At 72.8% G+C, this 20,853-nt stretch carries 16 protein-coding genes; 10 read left to right on the top strand and 6 right to left on the bottom strand.

What is annotated here, in order from left to right; genetic code table 11:
- Positions 1-832 precede the first annotated feature (832 nt).
- Positions 833-1,126, bottom strand: a complete 294-nt coding sequence (locus D456_RS26010) for an Lsr2 family protein (protein ID WP_083904627.1) — start codon at positions 1,124-1,126, stop codon at positions 833-835.
- Positions 1,127-1,585: 459 nt separating this feature from the next.
- On the opposite strand from D456_RS26010, the gene D456_RS0118805 reads away from it, so the two are divergent.
- A complete protein-coding gene (locus tag D456_RS0118805; RefSeq protein WP_017577730.1) occupies positions 1,586-2,017 on the top strand; it encodes a DUF485 domain-containing protein in 432 nt (143 codons plus the stop codon).
- Entirely contained in the window at positions 2,014-3,735 is a 1,722-nt protein-coding gene (locus D456_RS0118800) for a solute symporter family protein (RefSeq protein ID WP_017577729.1), read from the top strand. Before D456_RS0118805 ends, D456_RS0118800 begins: the two co-directional genes overlap by 4 nt.
- A gap of 10 nt (positions 3,736-3,745) precedes the next feature.
- Here the strand turns inward: D456_RS0118800 and D456_RS0118795 are convergent, their stop codons facing one another.
- On the bottom strand, positions 3,746-4,771 hold the full coding sequence (locus D456_RS0118795; RefSeq protein ID WP_017577728.1) for a hypothetical protein: 1,026 nt from the start codon (positions 4,769-4,771) through the stop codon (positions 3,746-3,748).
- A gap of 221 nt (positions 4,772-4,992) precedes the next feature.
- Between D456_RS0118795 and cas6 the strand changes: the two genes are divergently transcribed.
- The 7 genes from cas6 to D456_RS0118760 all read left to right on the top strand — a co-directional run bounded on the left by cas6 (position 4,993) and on the right by D456_RS0118760 (position 15,807).
- The gene (gene cas6, locus D456_RS0118790; protein ID WP_017577727.1) at positions 4,993-5,946 is read left to right on the top strand and encodes a CRISPR system precrRNA processing endoribonuclease RAMP protein Cas6; all 954 of its coding nucleotides are present in this window, start codon (positions 4,993-4,995) and stop codon (positions 5,944-5,946) included.
- A 540-nt stretch (positions 5,947-6,486) separates the two neighbouring features.
- The gene (locus D456_RS0118785) at positions 6,487-8,310 is read left to right on the top strand and encodes a hypothetical protein (protein ID WP_026116016.1); all 1,824 of its coding nucleotides are present in this window, start codon (positions 6,487-6,489) and stop codon (positions 8,308-8,310) included.
- Between the two features lie 124 nt (positions 8,311-8,434).
- Positions 8,435-9,121, top strand: a complete 687-nt coding sequence (locus D456_RS0118780; protein WP_017577725.1) for a hypothetical protein — start codon at positions 8,435-8,437, stop codon at positions 9,119-9,121.
- 2 nt (positions 9,122-9,123) lie between these two features.
- The gene (locus tag D456_RS0118775; protein ID WP_026116015.1) at positions 9,124-11,019 is read left to right on the top strand and encodes a hypothetical protein; all 1,896 of its coding nucleotides are present in this window, start codon (positions 9,124-9,126) and stop codon (positions 11,017-11,019) included.
- Positions 11,016-12,737 carry an RAMP superfamily CRISPR-associated protein gene (locus D456_RS0118770; protein WP_017577724.1) on the top strand — a complete coding sequence of 574 codons (1,722 nt, stop codon included), beginning with the start codon at positions 11,016-11,018 and terminating at the stop codon, positions 12,735-12,737. The genes D456_RS0118775 and D456_RS0118770 overlap by 4 nt, the downstream gene beginning before the upstream one ends.
- Positions 12,734-13,513, top strand: a complete 780-nt coding sequence (locus tag D456_RS0118765) for a hypothetical protein (RefSeq protein ID WP_017577723.1) — start codon at positions 12,734-12,736, stop codon at positions 13,511-13,513. The genes D456_RS0118770 and D456_RS0118765 overlap by 4 nt, the downstream gene beginning before the upstream one ends.
- On the top strand, positions 13,513-15,807 hold the full coding sequence (locus tag D456_RS0118760; protein ID WP_017577722.1) for a TIGR03986 family type III CRISPR-associated RAMP protein: 2,295 nt from the start codon (positions 13,513-13,515) through the stop codon (positions 15,805-15,807). Before D456_RS0118765 ends, D456_RS0118760 begins: the two co-directional genes overlap by 1 nt.
- A gap of 184 nt (positions 15,808-15,991) precedes the next feature.
- Here the strand turns inward: D456_RS0118760 and D456_RS0118755 are convergent, their stop codons facing one another.
- Complete coding sequence (locus D456_RS0118755; RefSeq protein ID WP_017577721.1) at positions 15,992-17,224, bottom strand: hypothetical protein; 1,233 nt, start codon at positions 17,222-17,224, stop codon at positions 15,992-15,994.
- 354 nt (positions 17,225-17,578) lie between these two features.
- On the opposite strand from D456_RS0118755, the gene D456_RS0118750 reads away from it, so the two are divergent.
- Entirely contained in the window at positions 17,579-17,938 is a 360-nt protein-coding gene (locus tag D456_RS0118750) for a hypothetical protein (protein ID WP_017577720.1), read from the top strand.
- A gap of 172 nt (positions 17,939-18,110) precedes the next feature.
- Here the strand turns inward: D456_RS0118750 and D456_RS0118745 are convergent, their stop codons facing one another.
- The 3 genes from D456_RS0118745 to D456_RS27945 form a co-directional block, all read right to left on the bottom strand.
- Positions 18,111-19,610 (bottom strand): SulP family inorganic anion transporter, encoded by a 1,500-nt coding sequence (locus tag D456_RS0118745; RefSeq protein ID WP_026116014.1) that lies wholly within the window; start codon positions 19,608-19,610, stop codon positions 18,111-18,113.
- 338 nt (positions 19,611-19,948) lie between these two features.
- On the bottom strand, positions 19,949-20,329 hold the full coding sequence (locus D456_RS27950; RefSeq protein WP_017577718.1) for a hypothetical protein: 381 nt from the start codon (positions 20,327-20,329) through the stop codon (positions 19,949-19,951).
- Between the two features lie 142 nt (positions 20,330-20,471).
- On the bottom strand, positions 20,472-20,672 hold the full coding sequence (locus D456_RS27945) for a hypothetical protein (protein WP_017577717.1): 201 nt from the start codon (positions 20,670-20,672) through the stop codon (positions 20,472-20,474).
- Positions 20,673-20,853: the final 181 nt, after the last annotated feature.

Genomic DNA, 20,853 nt, shown 5'->3' with positions numbered 1-20,853 from the left:
ATGCTGCGCTCCGACGACGGCGACGGGGACCTGTCCACGAGTCTGAGCTATGACACCTCCGACCAGACCCAGATGCGCGGGATCACGGATGTGGACGGCGACGAGCGTGTGGACCGGCAGCTGTCCAACACCGCGCTGGGTGTCACCAACATCGCCTCCGAGGGTGACCGGACGAGCTTCGTCCGGGACCCTGAGGGTGAGCTGATCTCGATGGTCGACTGGGAGGGCGATGAGCGCTTCCATTACACCCTGGACGGGCAGAACACGGTTCTGGCGCTCACGGCCGAAGACAGCGAGGCCGAGTCCCCGGAGGCGGTCTACGACTACAGCCCCTACGGCGAGCAGTCCAGTGAGACCATCGAAGACAGCCGGGCCGGGGAGTTGAACGCGTTCGGCTGCACGGGGGCGTACCAGTTCCTGGACGGGACGGTGCACCAGTCCCACCGGTCCCATGACTGCATGCGAACCGTCAGCTGGTCAGGGCGGTTCTGGTCGGCTCGGTGGGCGTACATGCTGATCCCCCGGGAGTGGTGGCAGACCCGGGGCGTCCGTCCCCGACCGAGTGCCGACTCACTGTCGATGCGAGGGGTGAGCACCGGGTCTGACCACAGCAAGAGCCTTCGGGGCCGATCTGGGGTCACATACCGGCCACAGATGGAAGAGGTCCGGGCTTCAATCGAGCCCGACCAGGGTCCGGGACCGAAGACCGTTCTTCCCACCGGTCAGCGCTGGGCCTCTCGCGCACGAGGGGTGGCGCTGGGTTGGCCACGAACACGCGCGGGGCCCGCCGCCCCTGTGGGCGACGGACCCCGCACGATCACGGCCGTTCGGCTCAGGCGTCCGCGTCGGCGCCCGCGGGCGCGGGCTCCTCGGAGTCGCTCTTCTCGCTGTCCGTCTTCTCGGTGGAGCTCTGCGCGGCAGCCTTCTTGCGGCGCTTCTTCACCGGACGGGAGAAGTCGACGAGGGGCTCGAAGCGTTCCTGGTGCTCCTCGAAGCACTCGGTGCACGCGTCGACCTCGCGGACCGTGCCCTCCCAGGCGAACTGGATGACCTCAGTCGCCTCGACCTTCTCCTCGCGGACGGCGTGGGAATCGCAGTACTTGCGCGTGAAGACCTCGGTGACCACGGCGGGGATTTCCCTTCGGTATCGCGTGAACGGGCGGACCCCAGTAATCATACACGTGTACGAAGGCCGAGGAGGATGGACTCAGGGCAGCCGTAACGGAACCGGGGTCGCCCTGGAAGCCTAGCGAAGACCGGAGGTCACCGTGGCCACGCGTGCCCCGGCCGCTGGGTCCGGCCGACCGTCCGCGGTGGCTCCGCCGGACCTCGGAAACGGATGGAAAATGCCTCGGTGAATCGTTCGTCCGCTTTTTCCTTTTCTTGTGGTCTCGGGTCCAGGATGGATTTCGGAATTCGGCCACAACGCGCGCAGCGGCCTGGCTAGGGTGAATCCCCAACCGGGACGAATCCGCCCGCAGGGTGCGAGCCGATCCCGGAGTGCGGCCGGGCACGAGGGGAGCGGCCGCGCGCGGCCGCTCGGGCCGCACATGCGCATCCACGCAGATCATCCAGGGGGAGGATCATGGTCGAGCACGTCGAATACATGGAGGCGGCCCCCCGCGGCCGCAGCGGCGGACCCGCAGGGCCGCAGCGCCGCAGCGCGAGCAGGGCCGAGGAGGTCGATATCGCCCACGCCTGCGAACGCCTGTGGATCGACCCCGATTTCGTGCGGTTGCGGCGAAGATATGCCCTGTTGTCCGGCATTCTCATCACTCTGTTCCTGAGCGGATACCTCACACATCTGTTGTTGAGCGCCTACGCCCGCGATTTCATGAGTATCGCCCTCACCGGACCGGTCAATGTCGCGTTGGTCTCCGGTCTGGGCCAGTTCCTGCTCGTGTCCGTCCTCACCTGGGCCTTCGGCAGCTGTGCCCGCCGGTGGGTCGATCCGCTCGCCGACCGCGTGCGCTCCCGCATGGAGGCCGAGCACGGCACCGGGGCGGTGCGACCGTGACCGCCGCGCCCGCCCGACAGCTCGCCGATGGAGTCCTGGCAGGACAACTGGGCGCCGCGCACGTGTGGACCGTCGGCCTGTGCGCCCTCTTCGTCCTGTTCACCCTGGCCATCACGGTCCGGGCCCGCCGCACCACCCGAGACGCCGTCGACTTCTACGCCGGCGGCCGCGGTTTCTCCGGCACCCAGAACGGCCTCGCCCTGACCGGGGACTACCTGTCGGCCGCCTCCTTCCTCGGCATCGCCGGGATGATCGCCCTGCAGGGCTACGACGGGTTCCTGTACTCCATCGGATTCCTCGTGGCCTGGCTGCTCGTGCTGCCCATGGCCCAACTCATGCGCAACACCGGCCGCTTCACCATGGCCGACCTGCCCGCCTTCCGGATGCGCCGCATGCGCGTACGCCTGGCCTGCACCGTCTCCACCGTCACCGTCTGCGTGTTCTACCTCGTCGCGCAGATGGTCGGTGCCGGAGCCCTCTTCTCGGTCCTGCTCGGTCTGCACGACGGGCCCTTCCTGGGGCTCACCGATTCCCAGGCCCGCACCGGAGCCATCGTGCTCGTGGGCGTGCTCATGATCGTCTACGTCATGTACGGCGGGATGAAGGCCGCCACCTGGCTGCAGATCATCAAGGCCGTCGCACTGTTGGGCGTGACCGGGCTGCTCACCGTCCTGGTGCTGGCCGTCTTCTCCTTCGACCCCCGCGCCCTGCTCGGCGGGGCCGCCGAGGCGAGCGGACACGGAACGGCCTTCCTCGAACCCGGACTCGGGCTCGGACGCGAAGTTCCCGGCGACGCCGCCGCGACCCTGTACAACAAGCTCGACATGATCAGTCTCGGCCTGGCACTGGTACTGGGGACCGTCGCTCTGCCGCACATCCTCATCCGCTTCTACACGGTGCCCGACGGTCGCGCGGCGCGGTCCTCGGCCAATCGCGCGGTGTTCATGGTCGGCACCTTCTACCTCATGACGCTCGCGCTCGGTTTCGGCGCGGCCGCCCTGGTCGGTTCCGAACGCATCGCGGCCCTGGACCCCTCCGGGAACACAGCCGTGCCCCTGCTCGCCGAGGAACTGGGCCGGCTCACCGCGGGACCGGCCGGCGCCGCCGTGCTGCTCGCCCTGGTCTGCGCCATCGCCCTGGCCACGATCCTCGCCGTTGTCGCCGGCCTGACCCTGGCTTCGTCCTCCTCCATCGCCCACGATCTGTTCGGACACGTGCTCATGTGGGGACGCCCGCGGGAGTCGCAGGAGGTCGTGGTGGCCCGCCTCTCGGCGTGTGTCATCGGCGGGCTGGCCATCGTGCTGGCGATCCAGGTCCAGGAACAGAACGTCGCCGCTCTCGTCGGACTGGCGTTCTCCATGGCCGCGGCCGCCAACCTGCCCGTCATCGTCCTGACCCTGTTCTGGCGGCGGTTCAACACCCGCGGCGTGGAGTGGGGCATCTACGGCGGGCTCGCGGCGACCATGCTGCTCATGCTGTTCTCCCCGGTGATGTCGGGCAGGACCGACCCCGTCACCGGCGAGAACCTGTCGGTGCTGCCCGCCTCCGTCGACATCCAGTTCGTGCCCCTGGAGAACCCCGCGCTCGTGGCGGTGCCCCTCGGGTTCCTGTGCGCGATCGTGGGCAGCCTGCTCTCGGACGAACGCAACGCCGCCCGCTACGCCGAACTGCGCGTGCGCTCACTCACCGGCTGGGCCGCCGAACGGGAGGGACCCTGACACGGGAGGCTCACGGGGTTTCGGGCGGGGCGTCGCGGGCGCCGGCCATGGCGTCGCGCACCCGGCGCAGGAACCCCGGGATGCGCGGGGCGTTGCGCGCGATGCGGTCGTAACGGACGGCGTCCTCGGCCAGCTGCTCGCGGAGGGTGCGTTCGCCCCGGCCGACCTTGCCTCGTTCCTCACGGCGGGTCGAAGCCCGGATCGCCCAGAACATCAACGCGACCATGGGACGGAACAACCCCCGGCCACGCACGTCGAGGACAGCCTCCACCGACCAGTACCCGTTCTCGCCGGGGGAGGGCGCCACCCACGCGCGGACCCGCACCAGCCGGTGCTCGGCCACCACCAGGGCCGGCGGGGACTCGGGGTCGCCGCGGCCGGCGGCGGCCTCGTACCAGGCGCCGGTGTCGAAGGCCAGGTCGGCACGGGCTCGCCGAAGCCAGGCGCCGCGGCCGGGGATCTGGACCTCGGTGGTGGCGCGCAGGTGTTCGCGATCCCCGTCGTGCTCCACGTCGCCCCAAGTCACCGCGGGCTCTCCCCCGGAGGTGTCGGGCATGTCGTAGGAGACCGCGGATTTTCCGTGCTCGTCCCAGGAGGTCACGGTCAGCCCCGTGCCGCTCCAGCCCTTGTCCTCCTCGGCCGGTTCCAGCGGCACCCCGGCGGGGGAGAGCTCGGCAAGGAGATAGCGCGAACGCGGGGCCAGGTGGCGGCCGTTCTTCAGCTGCAGTGCCAACCGTGAGGCGGCCACGGCCTCCTCCTCGGCGGTCGCGGTGTCACCCTCGGCCCCGGCCCGAGCGCTGCGCTCGGCCGCCTCGCGTTGCTCCTCGCGCAGGCGGCGGGCCTGATCGGCGTCGATCAGACCCAGATCATCGGCCTCGGCGCGCAGATCCGCGACGGTGGCGCGGTCGGGCAGGGCGAGCCAGCCCCGCCCGTCGAAGCGGCAGGCGCGGGCCATCTCGTGGAGCGCGGCCACGGTGTCGGCCAGAACCGCGCGGTCCACGGGGGTGATGTCGAGGGTGTGGCTCAGGCGGGGCATCGGCCCTCCGGTCGATCGGCTCCGGGCACGGCGGTGGGGCGCACCGCCGCCACCACATTAGCGGCGCCCGCCGGGCCGCGACCGTGCCCGGTGCGGTGCCCCCGCCCCGGGAGAGAGGAGGAACACCACGGCGCGCGGGTGTATGCGAGTGTCCGAGAGGAATCCTCGGTGGACCGAGGACGGCGGCGATCCCGCCGTCACGACCGCGTGACGAGGAAGTGGTGACCGTGCCCCGACGGTGGACCCTGATCCTGCGTGAGCGGGCCGAGACTGCCCGGCCCGTGCGGCCCGAGGACTGTCACGGCCTGCTCAACACCTGGTGGCCCCAGCCCTGCGGGGAACACACCGGTGCGAAGAAGTGGGCGATGAACGGCTGGCCCGTACCTCTGGGGGACCGGCTGCACCACTGGACCCTCACCTGGCTCGACGACGTGCCGCCCCCGCTGGACCCCTCCGAACTCGTGGGCCGTGCCCAGCGCATCGGTGACCACCTCATGGAACCGTTGTCGGTCACCCGCACCTTCGACACCGGCTACGCCACCCTGCTCTCCGGCGAGCACCGCACGCACGCCCCGCGCACGGCAGAGCTCCGCAGCCACACCCCCGTGGTCACCACCACACGCGACGCCACCGGTGACCGTATCCCGCACGTGTGGCCCGACCCCCGCAGGCTCTTCGGCGCCGTCCACCGCTCCGGGGGCGGCATCGTCGGCGGCAGCGGTGCTGTCGGCGCGGTCGCCCGGTTCGCCCCGCCCGAACTGGCCGAGCCCTGGCTCGACCTGGTGTTGGGCGGTATGGCGAAGCTGCGGCGCACACCCCTTCCCGGGGAGGAGATCCGGCTGGGTGAACACCACCACGCGGACAACCGTTCCGTTCTCGCCTGGCAGGGCGGTATGCGGCTCGAACTCGTCGGCGGCGATCCCCGGCACGTCCGTGCCTTCGCCTCGCTGCTGGAACTGGTGGAACTGGCCGGGGTCGGAAAGTACACCGCGCAGGGGTTCGGGTCGGTGCGTGTGGACACCGTCACCGCCCCGGAGCCGGATACGCGGGCCGCAGCCCGGCGTTCCGGACGCCAGGGCCGGGGCACGGCGCGCCGCACCCCGCACCGTGTGCACGAACCGCGTCGACCCGCTGTGGCCGAGGCCGGTGAGTTCGGAGGTGCGCTCTTCGACTAGGGGCCGCTGGGCGAGCAGGCCCCGACGACCACCGGTCCCGCTCGGGGACGGCGAGCGCGGGCCGGGGCGCGGCCGGTCGGTTCCCGGGCACAGGTACGGGGCCGGCCGGCCCACGCGTGTGTTCAGCTCCGCGGGGTCGGGGCGGGTCGGGGCCGGGACCGGGACCGCAGCGACCTGGCCAGGCCGCGCAGGTGCGGGGCCAGATCCGGTGGGTGCAGGGGCGGCTCGCGGGGGGTCGTGCCTACGGGGGACGGGGGGCGGGCCGCTGTCATGCGTGGGGGAGGCGAGGCGGACATGCGTGGGCCTTCCTGGCGGGGGCTGTGCACCCAGCTCTCTCGGACAGCGGCGCCCGCGGGGCCGCTGTCCGGACCGCCGTCCGGCGCTGCTTTCCCGTCCCCCGCGGGGATCCGTGCGGAGGCCGATTGGTTACGGTTACCGGTCGTGTGGCGTTCTGTCCGAGAGAGAGGACCGGGACGGTCTGCCACGGACGCAGGCCCTCGTCTTCCCGCCCTGTCCCCGCCGAGGAGGAGCTCACTTCCGGTGACCTGCTTTTCGCCGCAACGGCCTGCCACAGGTGCGGACGGACCCTCCTGGGCCCCACCGGCCTCGGGGGTGGTCGTGGGCGTGGACCTGCGCGGGATCCAGGCCTTCGTCTACCAGGGGCGCCGCATCCTGGACGCCGTGGGGCGTGCTGCCCTGGTCGCCGAGCTGACCGACACCGGCGATCCAGAGCGCGGGATCGCCTCCCTGGTGCCCGGCGACTGCCTGGTGCTGCGTGACGCCGGAGGCGCTTTCACCGGGGTCTTCGCGGACCGCGGGTCCGCGCGGCTGTTCACCTCCCGCTACACCCGCCACCTCCGGGAACGCGCCGGAGGGCTGACGCCCGTGGTCGCGCACGTGCCTTACGGCCCCGCGCAGGGGACCTCCTGCACGATCGGTGTGGACGGGGCCCTGGCCCTGCTGCCCCGACGGTTGCGTGAGGCCCGGCAGCACATGTCCGCACTGCACGTGCCCGCTCACGGATACGGGATCACCGCCGAGTGCGCGGTCAGCGGTGCGCCCGCGGAGGTCGTGGACACCAGCCGCACCCGGCGCTCGCAGGGCGGCGTACCCGAGCGGGTCTCGGCCGACGTGGCCCGTGCCCGAGGGGTGGGGCGGCGCTGGCACCGGGAACAGGAACACGCCTGGCTGCCCGGGCCGCACCTGGCCCTGCCCAAGGAGACCGACCACCTCGGACGCGAACACGGGCAGGTGAGCCGGGCCGCCGTCGCCCACATCGACGTCAACGGGCTCGGGACGCTGTTGGGCGAGTACCGCGAGCGTGCGGCCGACCCCGGGGTGCCCGGTTCGGGCGCGCTCGCCCAGCGCGAGCTCTCCCGCCGGATCGCCGGTCTGATCGAGGGGTTGGCCCGCGCGCTGGTACGGGCGGTGGCCGCGACCGTGCGTACCGAACCCGGGTCCCACCCCGTCGTGCCCGGTGTGGGCCCCGGGGGAGCGGTCACCCTGCACCGCGACGCCGAGGGGACGGTGAGTGTCCCGGTGCGGCCGATCGTGGTGGCCGGGGACGACCTCACGATCGTGTGTGATGCCCGCCTGGCCCTGCCTCTGGTGCGGTACGCGCTGGACTGGTTGGACGCCGACCCCGTGCGGATCGCCGACCCGGCCGACCCACGCGTGGCTCTCCACCGCGCCCTCGACCACGATGGCCGCGGCCCCCGGCGCACCGTGCCGCCGGCGGACGGGGCCGGGGGGCGTACCGCCCCCGGTACACGGCCGGGCCACACCACGTGTGTGCCCACGGTGGGTGTGGGCGTGGCGGTGCAGTCCGTGGGCGCGCCCCTGGCGCTCGGGTACGACGTGTGCGAGGCACTGTGCTCCCGGGCGAAAGCACGGCGGACCGCGCGCCCCGACGGTGAGGAGGACGACCATGTCGTCGCCTGGACCACCGGTGCCGACGGCATCGAACGTGCCCTGCACCGCCTCGACGAACGCGCTACCCTGCCGCTGACCGGGCACGGTCTGCGCACGTTCCTGGACACCCATCTCGACGCTCGGGCCCCCGGGTCACTGCTGCCCGACGGTGCCCCGCGCGAGAGGAGCTGGCTGCACTCCACCCTCCTTCCCCTCCTGGAAGCAGGGGCCGACCCGGCCTCCGAACTCCTACGCCGCGAGCACGCGACCGGGCGTCCCGCCGAGCTGCCCCGGGGCTGGACCCCCGGCGGGCTCCTGGACGCCGTGGAGGTCATGGACCTGTACCTGGACCCCGGTCTCGCCGCGGCGCTCGAACCCCACCGGCCCCAACCACAGGGGCGGACCGGGGCCGGTGGCCCAGTCCTTCCGGCAGAGGGAGGGCCGATGCCGTGACATCGTCCGCCCACGGTGCCCGGCGGCTCTTCCTGCCGAGCCGTCCCGACCGCCCGCACGGGCCGGCCCGTACGGGGAACCCCGCACGTGTACGCCGCCACCACCCGCTCCGGGAAGGCCTCGGGTGAGCGCACCGGACCGCGTGCTGGTCCGTCTGGCCTCCCCGGCCCTGTTCACCGGGTCCGGCGGAGCGACCGACGCGGCCACCGACGAGCACGGCCTGCCCCACCTTCCCCGCCACCGCCTCGCCGCATGCCTGCGGACCGGGGCCGAGGCCGCACTCGTGCTCACACCGCACCTGGCCGGGGTCGCCGACGAGCTCTTCGGACGGCCGGGCTCCCACGGCCCCGACCGAATCCTCCGGCTCGGCCACGCCGGCGCCGACCAGCAGACCCGAGCGGTCGTGGCACGTGCGCTCGCCGGACGCGCCGAACCGGAACACAGCACCTTGCGCCGTGCCCTGACCCGGGTCCGCACCGTCGTGGAGACGAGCACCGCCGTGGGCACGGACGGCGCCCCCGAGCCCGGGCACCTGCGCACCCACCGCGCCCTCCTGCCGGGGACGACCCTGACCGCCGCACTGACCTGGGCCCGTACCCCGTCCCCGGACCACTGGCTCGTCCTTGCCCGTGCCTGCCTGGCCACCGACCGCATCGGCGCCCGCACCCGCCGGGGACGCGGCAGGGTCGAGGTCCGCCTGGCCGCCCCGGGCACCACCGACCCCGACGCCCTCACCCTCGCCCTCGCCGCACCACCGGGGAAGGAGGCGGACCCAGGGAGAGGAACCGGTCCCGACGGGGAAGAGGTGTAGACGTGAGATCCTCCGACCTCCCGGTGAGCGCCTACCTGCCTCTCCGCTACGTGCTCACCGACACAGTGGCCGTGCGCACCCGGCGAGACCCCTTGCAAGTGGCCACCGACCTGACCGTGCCCGGGCGGGCCCAGCGCGGCATGCTCGCCGCCGTGCTGCGACACGCGGGCCGGGAGGGGGCCCTGCACGACTGGGTGGCCCGCGGCCGGCAGGTGTGTTTCGCCACCGCCCATCCACGCCTCGAGCCGGGCTGTGTCGAGGACGGCACGCCCCACCCCGACCCCGCAACAGTGCGTGTGGCCTGTCCTGCGCCGGCCAACCTCTACACGCCCGGAAAGGACGGAACCACCCTGGTGGACGTCTTCGGCCCCACCGACCCGTCCGTGCCCTACAAGGCGGTCCGTGAGCCCCTCACCCCGGACCGTGTGCTGCGCGCCCGTGTCCGGACCACCACCGAACGGTTCCTGTCCCGACCGGGCCGGCACACGCCGGGCGGCCCCTTCCACACCACCGCTCTCGACGCCGACCAGGTCTTCGAGGCCCGCTGGCATCTGCGCGCGCCGCACACGCGGGCCCTGCAGAACCTGGCCCACGACATCCTCGACACCCTGGACCGGGCCGGCGGCTCCCTCACCCTGGGTTCGGGGGGAACCCGCGCCCACGGGGGCGTACGGGTGGGACCGGCCGACCCCGACCGTCCTCTCTCCCCGGACCGTGTCCGTCTCCCGTGGACGGAACGTTCCGTACCGCCCGGGGGGACCCTCGACCTGCTCCTGCTCGCCCCGGCCCTGGTCGTGGGGGCGCACGGGGGAGCCTCCCCCCGCTCCCTGGTCGCCGAGGTCGCCGACCTGTGCGGGAGGGTCCTGCCCGGGGCCGGGATCGAGGTCGGTACCGCACACGTGGAGCCGGTGCTCGTGGGCGCCTACCACCGCGGTTACCACGGACCCATGGCCCAACGCTGGGCGGCCGCCCCCGGGGCCGTTGTGCGCCTGTTCACCCGCGCGGGCCTGTCGACCGAGCAGGTCCGCGAGCTGGAGACCCACCAGGTGGGAGAACGTGCCGTGGAGGGGTACGGACAGTTCACGCTGCTCCCGCCGCCACCGGAGACTCCCGTACCCCTGCCCCCGAGAGCAGAGCCCGTGGCGGCCCGGACCTCTTCGGCTCCGTCCGGGGCCCACACGGCCGTTCCCGCCGCATCCCCGGCCCCCGGGCGGGCGGGTGGCGGCCCCGCGTCCGCCCCCCGCCTCCCCCGTGCCGACGGGCACGACCCTTCACCAGGCCGGCCCGGGCAGGACGGCACGGACCCTCCCGGGGCCGAGTATTGGGGCGGGCCTCCGGGCCGACTCCAGGACGCCCTGCTGTGGGACGCCGCCCGACCCGTCGTACGCGCCCACGCCCGGGCCCGTGCCCGCGCCTGCGAACACCGGCTCCCTCCTCTGACCCCCGGACTCCTGGACCGTCTGCGCGCCGTCCTCACTCGCCCGGACCGCACCCCGCACGGTTGCCTGGCCGATCTGGCCCGTGCCGTGGCCGGGGGCGACGGGGTGCTCTCGGCCAAGGCCGTGCGTGCCCTGGAACACGCACGCCCCACCGGCGCCGAGCGCCCCGCTCCGGTCACCGCACGTGCATGGCTCACCCTGCCCGGCGACCCCGGCGCCGTGGCCGCCTGGTGGACCGACCACCGCCCCGCATCCGGCGCCGACCCCGACTACGCCGCGGCCCTGGCCGCCGTCGACCTCGACCTGGCCGACGGGCGTCCGCCCGCACCCGGTGAACTGTCCCCGCGCGCCCGCGAATGGGAACGCCGTGCTGCTGCCCGCCTGGCCCGTGCCCACCTGGTGGCCTGGATGACGGAGGCCGCCCGCCTGCTGCGGGCCCGCGGGGGTGTGCACTCGTGAGCAAGACCCCGACGTCCGTGCTCTGGGAGATCACCGTCCGCCTGGTGCTGTGGTCCGACACCCATGTCGGGTCCGCCGACCCGGCCCACCGCCGCGCCGACGAGACCGGGACCGACCTGCCCGTGGACCGTGCCCCGGACACCGGTCTGCCCCGCCTGCGTGCCACCACCCTGGCCGGGCTGCTGCGCCACGACCTCACTGCCCGTACCGGTGACGCCGAGGCCGCCGCCACCCTGTTCGGTACCGCCGCGGCCGAGGACCCCGACGGGAACGGGTACCCCGGCGCGCTGGACCTGGACGATGCCCAGGGCCGGGTTCCCGCCCCCGTGGTCCCCAGATCCGGGAACCGGGTGGACCCTGCCTCCGGTACGGCGTTGCCCGGACACCTGTGGAGCCGGGAGATCCTACCCGCCGGGACCGTCCTCACCGCCCATCTGCGCTTGCACGTGCACGAACCCGGGGACGAGGGGCGGCTGCTCGGTCTGCTCGTCGAGGCCGTCGCCGGGTTGCACGCGCCCGCGCCCGAGCAGGCCCGCGCCCCGGCCCCCGGCCCGGGACCCGGGCTCCACGTGGGCGCACGCACCGGGCGCGGGCACGGAGCCGTCGCCGCCACCGCCTGGGGAGCCCGGCGCCACGACCTCACCACCGCCGAGGGATGGTTCGCCCACCACGCCCGTACCTGGGACCGACGGCACCAGGACGGTGAACACACCCTCGCCGACGGCCCGGCCACCCTGACCGAGGCGTTGGCCCGGGTCCTGCACACCGAGGGCCTGCCCGACCTCGCCTGCGACCTGCCGGCCGGGACCACGGACCGGCGCCGCCGCGACGAGCTCCGCCTGACCCTGGCCGTGGGCGAACCGGACCGGCCGTCGGTCCCCGGACGGGTCCGTCCCGGGCTGCTCATGATCACGGACCACCCCCCGCCCGACCGGGCGGGGGCCGTCGACCGTGTCCACCGGCACCGCCCTCCCGCCCGTCCCGCCCCGCCCGCCGAGGGACCCACCCCGGCGTACCGGGGGCCGGGGCCCTCCGTCAGCAGGCCCGAGGAGGCGCAGAACCCGTCCGCGGCCTCCGGGCCCGCGTTGCAGAGCCCCGGGAACGAGCCGGTCCTGGGCGACACCGCGCTCCATGCCCTCCTCAAACGCATCGCTGCCCGGCTGGCCCGCGACGCCTGTGAGGCCCTGGGCGGGCACGAGGACCTGTGGCGGCACTGGCACGCCCACTGGTGGGGCGGCGACACCGACCCGGCCACCGCCCTGCCCCGGCCCTCCCGCGTCCGGTTGCGCCGCACCCCCGTCCTGACAGGTGGTGCGCCCTTGACGACCACACGCCTGACCGTGGACTCCCTCTTCGGCGACGCCGTCGACGGGCACCTGTCCACCGATGACATGTACTGCGGGGGCAGCGCCGAGGCCGTCCTGGACGTGCACGAACCCGACGACGCCGTCCGGGGCCTGATCGCTCTCCTGGTCCGTGAACTGGCGACCGTGCCCCTCCACACCCTCGGTTCGGGTGCCGGGAACGGGCACGGACGTGTCACCGCCACCGCCGCAACGCTCACCCTGCACCCCGGCCACGACGCACCCGCCCGGACCGTGGACCTCCTCACCGCCGTGCGTGAGCCCGACAGCGCCGAGGCCCGTACCGCACGCGCCTGGGTCTCGCGCTGGCACGCACGTCTGCGTCCCCGACCCGTGGCGGAGGGGGACCGGTGAACCTCGACCCGCCCCCGCCCGCAGGGCTCCTGCGGCACGAACTCACCCCCGGCCAGATCGAGGCCGTGCTGGAGCAGGTCTTCACCCGGGGTGTGCGCTGCGGCCTGCTCGACCACCCACCGTCCGGCTTCCCCGCTCGTGCCGGCGAGCCCCAGTGGCTCCTGGCCGAACTCGGGGACGGGCGTGTCACCGGTGCTTGCCCGCACGAACGGTGGCGCCTTTCCGACCTCGGGGCCGCCGCGTCCTCCGCGTCCGTCCCCGGGCCGGGGGACCGGTGGCGGATCCTGGAGGTGCTCGTGTTCACACCGCACGCCCAGATACGGCTGGGGGAGGGCGGCGAACACGGCTGGCTCAGCGCCGACGCGCCCGAGCCGCTGCCCGCCCCGCTGCGCCCCCGCGACCGCGCGTTCCTGCTGCGTGGGCACAACGGACCCGAGTACCGTCGGCCGGTCCGTTCCGCGCCCGGCCACCGGGACCCCGACCACGGTCCGCAGGAACCGCCCCCGCTGACCCTCGCCTCCGAACCCGACGGAACCCGTGCGGTCCTTCCCCTCGATCCCGTAGACACCAGCGGCACTACCCGCCCCCTCGATGACGGGAGCACCCTCGCCCGCACCGTCGGGATGTGGCTCACCGTGCGCGAGTACTGGGCCGAGGATCCCGCGACCGGCGCGGTCGGTGTGGCCTTCCACCGCCTCACCGGGCTGCACACCGGCCCCGACCCCGCCGGCCCCGGGCCCGATCCCGGCACCGGTGACCCGGTCGAGGAGGTGTGATGCCCGACCCCCGTGACCTGGCCGCCCGCTCCACCGGGCGCGGGGAGGGAACCTGCGGACACGGCGGGGGAGATCAGGGCCCCGGCGAGGACCAGGACGGTACCGAAGAGGGCCCCACCGGACCCGGCCCCGTCACGTCCGGCACCCGGGTCCGCCACACCGCCACCGCCCCCTACGGTTCCGTCCCGCTCGCCGACACACCCCTGCCCGCTGCCGACCTGCACCCAGGACACCGGACCGCCGATCTGCTGCGCTCGCACGACCGCACCGTTCCCGGCACCCACACGGGCTGGATCGAACTGACCGCCACCACTCTCACCCCCACCTATGTCGGCCGGAGCCCCGACCGTGGACGCGTCGGCCGTTCCCTGCGCCTGCCCGATCCGGACGGCCCGGGACTGCCGGTCCTGCCCGGCTCCAGCCTGCGGGGCCTGATCCGCAACACCGTCCGCATCCTCACCGGAGGCGAGACCGGACCGGTCAACACCCCCATGCTCTACTTCCGCGCTCCCGTACGTATCGACCCCGACAGCGGTGACAGCACCCTGCCCGCCCGCACCCGCCAGGTCATGGCCCACCGCCACGCCCACTACCGCAAACGCCGCGCCGGGCTACGCACCCGCCAGGGGTTCCTCCAGCACGACGGTCCCGAGGACCGCTGGTACGTGGTGGAGGTGGCGCCCACCCCCTGGACCCCCGAACCCGGCCAGGCCCTCAAGCTCCCCTTCGAGACCCTGCGCCGTAGCCTGCGTACCTGGGACTTCGGTGTCGACACCTTCCCCGACCCGCCGCGCGGTACCGGCTACGTACCCACGCTCCACCCGCAGCACGGGATGCTCCAGCACCGGTGGGTACACGCACTCCACGTCCCCGGGACCAAGGGGGTGGTCGCGGTCGCCCCCACTCGGGCCCAGGCCCTGGACCACCTGCACGCCCACGGCACCGACGGGGGAACCGTCGTCCCGGCCCTGATCGTGCTCACCGGACAGGCTTCCGCCGAGCGCCGCAACGCCTTCCTCTTCCCCCGCCCGCACGACATGCGCACCGGACGCCTGCCCGTCCCCGAAGCCTTGGTGGAACTCTTCGAGTCCGCCGAGCAGATCACCGATTACCAGCGCCTGGCCTTCCCCGACCACCTCGGTGCCGGCCCCGGCGACCCCGAACGCCCGCCCGTGGCCGGGGCCGGGGGAGGGGGACTGCCCCGGTCCGGGGTGGAGCCGGTCTGGTTCGACCAGGACCTCTCCGGTGCGGTGGTCTCCTTCGGCCGTTCCGGCGGGTACCGCATCGCCGTCAGTGAGGAGAACCCGATCCGGCGTGCCGTGCCACCGAGGGTCCTGGGCCCCCAACACGAGGACCCCGACCGCGACGAACGGGCCGGACGCCCCGTCGACGTTCCCCGGGCCCTCTTCGGCGACCTCGACACCTTCGCCGGCCCCGGCGGCGCGACCCGGGGCAGGGTCCAGGTCGGTGACGCCGTCTGCGACCGGACCGACGCGGACCTGCCGGACGGACCCCTGCGTGTACGGTTGCTCTCCCCCCAGCGCGGCTGTTTCGCCAACTATCTGCTGCAGGGGCCCGAGACCGAGGTGGGCGAGCGGCCCGACCTGGTGACCTGGTCGCACGAGGGGCGGGTGCGCCTGGGCGGGTACAAGGTCTACCTGCACCGCCATCCGGAGGGGGTGGGGACCCCGGAGCGCTACGACCGCGCTGCGCAGGAGGCCCTGGGGTTCGGTCTGCCCACTCACGGTGACGGCCCGCCCCGTGAGACCCAGCGCGACGTCGTTCCTCTGCGGGGCGGGCTCACTTTTCGCTCCCGCCTCACCTTCACCAACCTGACCAGCGCCGAACTCGGAGCGCTGCTACGGGCCCTGCTCCTGGACAACCCCGTCGACGGTGGAGACGCACGCGACCCCGAGTACGCCCACAAGCTCGGGATGGGAAAGGCCCTCGGCCTCGGGAGTGTGCACCTGAGACCGGAGCTGTACCTGGTGAACCGGGGTGCGCGGGCCCTGTCCCTGGACCCTGCGGCCGGGGTGCGCCGGGCCGGGGCGGGCGAGGTCCGCCGTTTCCTGGACGCCTTCGGCACCGCCCTGACCGCCCGCCGACTGCCCGACGGCGCCGACCCTGCCCGTTGGAGACAGGTCGCCCAGGCCCGGGACCTGTGCCTGGCCGCACGCTGGCGCCACCGCCTGCCTCTGGAGGAGACGGCCGTGATGAGTCTGCGCGAGTTCGCCGAGTATCCCGTCCTGCCCCCGCTGGTCCGCCGGTTCTCCGGTCGGGGGCCGCCTGCCTGAGGCCGGGAGGCTCTTCCGACGGGCCGGTGGCGGCGCTGATCCTCTTCGGGGCGCGCACCGGACAGGAACGGCACGCCCCGGGGGCGTACACACAGAAATGCCCCGGACCCGGGGGAACGGGTCCGGGGCCCGCACACCGGAGCGGGTTCCGCGCGGCAAGGGGGAAGGCGGCGCGGTCGTCCCGTCAGGGTGCGGAGTCTCGGTCCCCGGCGGTCTCGAGGGTCTCGGCGGACTCGGCGAGGGCCTCCAGCAGGTCGGCGCGCACGTCGGGGTCCTCCAGGGCCGGACGCCACCGGACGGGCGCCGTGCCGTCCTCGGCCAACAGTGCGCAGACCAGGGTGTCCAGTGCGCCTCGGGGGTCGGAGTCGAAAGCGGCGCGGTCGCTCTGGGCCTCCTCCGCCAGCCGTGAGGCGGCCCCGGACAGCCAGGTGAGCTCCTGCTCGCTCAGGACCTGGCGTCTGGGCCGCTCGGCGAACCCCTCCGGTACCTCGTCGGGGTCGGGCACCGGTGTGTAAGGGGCGCTGCGGGCCCTCCCGCGGGCCTGCTGCACCAGACGGAAGTGGGAGGGCATGTCCACGGCCATACGCCCGAGCACCCCGGTCAGGCGCCGGGCCAGGTCCTCACCGCTCAGGTCGGGCAGTAACCGGCGCAACACCAACCGGCGGCGCTGGTCGGGGGTGCGGCCGAGGTCGGCGTCGCGTCCGGCCGCCAGCTCGGTGAGCTTGCGCAGCAGGTAGTCGCCGGTGGCGGTGGAGACCAGCGGCGGGTCGCGCTCCTCACTCACCGAACGTCCGTGCAGGTCGGACACGGGCACCGCGCTGCCGTCCTCGGTGAAGGAGACGTGCTCGCCGGGGGCGATGTCCTCGGGCAGGTCGGCGGCCGGGTTGCCCCAGCCGGCGGTGAGCACGAGCATCGCCAGCGCTTCCTGGTCGACCAGGTCGGAGGCCACCCGGGACACGTCGCGGCGCTGGGCCCAGCGCCGGGGACGTTCGGAGAACGCGCACCGTACCGAGCCGCCGACGGTGTACTGGGGGTAGACGCGCCGCAGGTTTTTGTAGGAGCGGTCGCGGCGCACGTCGTCCAGGGCGTCGCGCAACCGGTGCGCGGCGCTGCGGTCGACATGCTCGCGCCCGCGCACGAGGAGGGGGCCGCACCCGGGTCCGGTGTCCGGGGCACGGACCGGCGCGGCGCGCCGCATGCGCACCGCGATCACACTCTCGGCGTCGCCCCGGTGTTCCGCGCACGGGCAGTGCTCGGCACACAGGTTGACGTAGTTGTAGAACTGCTCGGAGTGGCCCGGGCAGCTCTGTGCGGTTCCGTCGCCCGAACACGGGCCGCAGCCCACCACGCGTGTGAAGACGCGCAGGAACGTGGTCGAACGGAACAGTTCCCATGCGGAACAGTGGTGCGTGCTCACGAACTCTTCTCCCCGGGTGGACCCGGGCCGGGTCGCTTTCCCAGCCCCGCGGAAAAGCGTGTGTGAAGAGACGTGAGGCTATTTCCGACACTCCCGAGTCAACGGAAGGTCTGAGAACAAATTAGATCCGTCGCGTTGCTGCTGTCAATTGCCGGATGCCGGGAATGCAGGCGGCAACCGCACCGCCCGCACCGCGAAAGGCCTCCCACGCTCCGGACGCGCCCGCCCCCACCTCCTCAGACGTGCCTGCGCAGGCGTGCCGACGGTGTCCGAGAGACTTGCGATGAGAGCACGGGCGCGGACACCGCCGCACGGACCCGGACGGCCGCGCGCAGCACAGAACGGAGGCCTCGGATGCCGGTGGTCAACCTGACCCCGCACATGGTGACGGTCGTCGACGAGCGCTCACGTGTGATCCAGCGCTGGCCCCGAGCCGACAGTCCGGCCCGGGTCGAGGCGGTGCGTGTGCGGGTGACCCGGGCGGCAGGTGTACCCGAGGGAGTGCCGCTGCTGACCGAGGAACGCGTGCGCGCCGACCTGCCCGAACCGTGTGAGGGTACGTGGTTCATCGTCTCCTCGGTCGTGGGGTCGGCCCACCCGGAGCGACGTGACCTGCTCGTGCCCTCCGACCTGGTCCGCGACGGGAAAGGAACCGTGACCGCATGCCGTTCTTTTGTGATCAGTGGAACGCCCGTGCAGAAAGTGGCGCCGTGAGTTGTTCTGCCCGAATGAAAGAAACACTCCCGCATGTAAGGAGCAGGGCTGTTTCCCAGCTCGCAGCGCTCCGTTCCGGCCCAGTTCCGGTGTAACCCGTGGTCGGTGGACCCATACAGAGGCGGGGCCGCCTGGAGTGGTCCTGGCGGCCCCGCCTTGGGCCCTGCTGCGGTCAGTGGCCGCCGGTCAGGGTTCCGGACAGTTCCTCGTGCAGCTTCTGGCTGGGTTCGTTCAGTCCGGTGATCTCCATCTTCACGCCGTGCCTGCGGAAGTGTTCGCTGATCTGGTCCAGGGCCGCGACCGCGGAGGAATCCCACACATGTGCGTCGGACATGTCGATCACGACCCGGTCCAGGCCCTGCTCGGTGTAGTCGAACCGGTTGACCAGTTCACCGGTGGAGGCGAAGAAGAGCTCGCCGTTGACCGAGTACACCCGGGTGCCGCCATCAGGGTCCAGGACGCTGGTCACGTCGGCCTGCGTGGCGGCCCGACGGGCGAAGGAGACCATCGACACCAGCACGCCCACGACCACGCCGATGGCGAGGTTGTGGGTGGCCACGACCACGGCGACGGTGACGACCATGACCAGGGTCTCGCTCCAGGGCATGCGCCTCAGGGTGGCTGGTGCGATGCTGTGCCAGTCGAAGGTCACGATCGAGACGAAGATCATCACCGCGACCAGAGCGGCCATGGGGATCATGCCGACGATGTCACCCAGGCCCACGCACAGGACGAGCAGGAACGCACCGGCCAGGAAGGTCGAGACCCGGGTGCGGGCACCGGAGGAGACGTTGATCATGGTCTGGCCGATCATCGCGCACCCGGCCATGCCGCCGAAGAAGCCGACGAGGACGTTGGCGATGCCCTGTCCACGGGCCTCGCGGCCGTGGTTCGAGGTGGTCTCGGTGCGGTCGTCGACGACCTTGGCGGTCATCAGCGACTCCATCAGCCCGACCAGGGCCAGGGTCAGGGCGTAGGGCGCGATGAGGGTCAGCGTGTCCCAGGTGAAGGGCACGTCCGGGATCAGCGGCACGGGAACTGTTTCGGGCAGTTCGCCCTCGTCGCCCACGGTACGGGTGGAGATGCCCATGGCCACCGCGGCGACGGTGAGTACGACGATGGCCACCAGCGGGGCGGGGACCAGCTTGGTCAGGTACGGCAGGCCGAAGATGATGCCCAGGCCGATGGCGACCATGACGTAGACCGGTACGTCTCCGTCGGTCAGGTACGGAACCTGCGACAAGAAGATGAGGATGGCCAGGGCGTTGATGAACCCGGTCATGACGCTGGGCGGCACGAACCGCATCAGTTTGGCCACCCCGAGCAGGCCCAAGGCGATCTGTACGAGTCCGGCCAGGACGGTGGCGGCGATGAGGTAATCGACGCCGTATTCGGTGGACAAGGGCGCCGCGACCAGGGCCATGGCGCCGGTGGCGGCGGAGATCATCGCCGGGCGTCCGCCCAGGAAAGCGATGGACACGGCCATGACGAAGGAGGCGTACAGGCCCACCCGGGGGTCGACGCCGGCGATGAGCGAGAACGCGATGGCCTCGGGAATCAGCGCCAGGGCCACCACGAGCCCGGCCAGGACGTCGGCGCGCAGCTGCGCTGCGGCGGGGATCTTGGGCATCAAAGACCGAGGGGTCTTCACAGGCAGATTCATGGAACCCATCTGGTTCGGGCGGTCCACAGCAAGGACCGCGGTGTTCGGGGTCAGGAGTTCGGCGACGGCGCGGGTGGACACGCACCGGGCCAGGCGGCCGCAACGCGATCAAACGCAGTGGATCCGGTGCGGTACTCGTGGTGCCCTGGGCGCGGCTCCGTCGCTACGGACCCGACCATGTCGTTGGGAGCAGGTCGGGAAGAATGCGGTGATCCCGCGCTTTCCTGCGGGAGGCAACCTGAGGCAAAGCTACCCTTACGTGAAGGTTCGAGTCACTCTCGGCGGCTGAGATGACTGTCACAGGACAGGCGTGTCCCGCATGTGTTCGGAAAGAGGCGCGCACGGGATCAGACGGTGCGGTGCTCGGGTCTGCGGGCGAAGCACACCGCGACCGCCACGAGGGCGCACAGCATCGACAGTCCCATGACCCCGGGCAGATAGGAACCCGACCACCCACGGGCCAAGGACAGCAGGATGGGCCCGACGGCGGTGGAGGCGACCGCGACCGATTGGGTCAGTCCCCGCAGGGTGCCCAGGCCGGCCGTGCCGAAGTAGAAGGGCAGAGCGGCGCTCTCCACGGCTCGGGCGCCGGAGGCTGCCACACCCAGCACGGCTCCGTAGAGCAGAGCGCCCAGGCCCGGAGAGACCATGGTCGTACCGCCCTGGCCCGAGGCGCGTACTCCGACGAACCCGGCCGTCAGTCCGACGAGTTCCTGAGCACAGGCCAACAGGAGGAGGCACCGAAGCCGAGCGCCACCAGCGCCAGGACTCGTCGGACCCCGAACCGGTCCACCGCGCGGCCGATCCAAGGGAGCGCGAGCGCGCCGGACAGGGTTCCCACCATGCAGGCGAGGGAGCCGGCTGAGCGGCTCACCCCAGGTCGGCGATGACGTGATCGGCGAAGACGGCGATGCCCGCGGTCCGGCCCGGACCGCTCAACACCAGAACCAGTGCGGAGGCGGTGACGATCCTGGTGACGGAGCGAGGCGTCGGGGACGTGCCGGTATCGGGCGGTGCGGTGGTGGACAGCACGGACTCCTCGGGGAGCGGCAGGGGCGGAGCGATGCGCACGCGTGACCGTGACGGGGTTCGCCGGGACAGAGCTGACGACCTCCGAGAACGAGAGGCGGCGAAGGGGTCAGTGTTCTTCGTCGGCGCCGCCGGCGAGCAACGCCTCCATGAACAGTTCCGGGTGGTCGCGCTCGATGACCCGCAGACGCCACTTGTTGTTGACCAGCACGAGGAGTTCCCC

This window comes from Nocardiopsis kunsanensis DSM 44524 (assembly GCF_000340965.1).
Lineage (GTDB): Bacteria > Actinomycetota > Actinomycetes > Streptosporangiales > Streptosporangiaceae > Nocardiopsis > Nocardiopsis kunsanensis.
Note: the sequence above shows the minus strand (reverse complement) of the source record. Positions and strands in the feature narration are given on the sequence as shown.

Excerpts from the sequence above, each read along its gene's own strand:
- D456_RS0118805 (WP_017577730.1), top strand. The coding sequence starts at position 1,586 with ATGGTCGAGCACGTCGAATACATGGAGGCGGCCCCCCGCGGCCGCAGC.
- D456_RS0118795 (WP_017577728.1), bottom strand. The coding sequence starts at position 4,771 with ATGCCCCGCCTGAGCCACACCCTCGACATCACCCCCGTGGACCGCGCG.
- D456_RS0118760 (WP_017577722.1), top strand. The coding sequence starts at position 13,513 with ATGCCCGACCCCCGTGACCTGGCCGCCCGCTCCACCGGGCGCGGGGAG.
- D456_RS0118750 (WP_017577720.1), top strand. The coding sequence starts at position 17,579 with ATGCCGGTGGTCAACCTGACCCCGCACATGGTGACGGTCGTCGACGAG.
- D456_RS0118745 (WP_026116014.1), bottom strand. The coding sequence starts at position 19,610 with ATGGGTTCCATGAATCTGCCTGTGAAGACCCCTCGGTCTTTGATGCCC.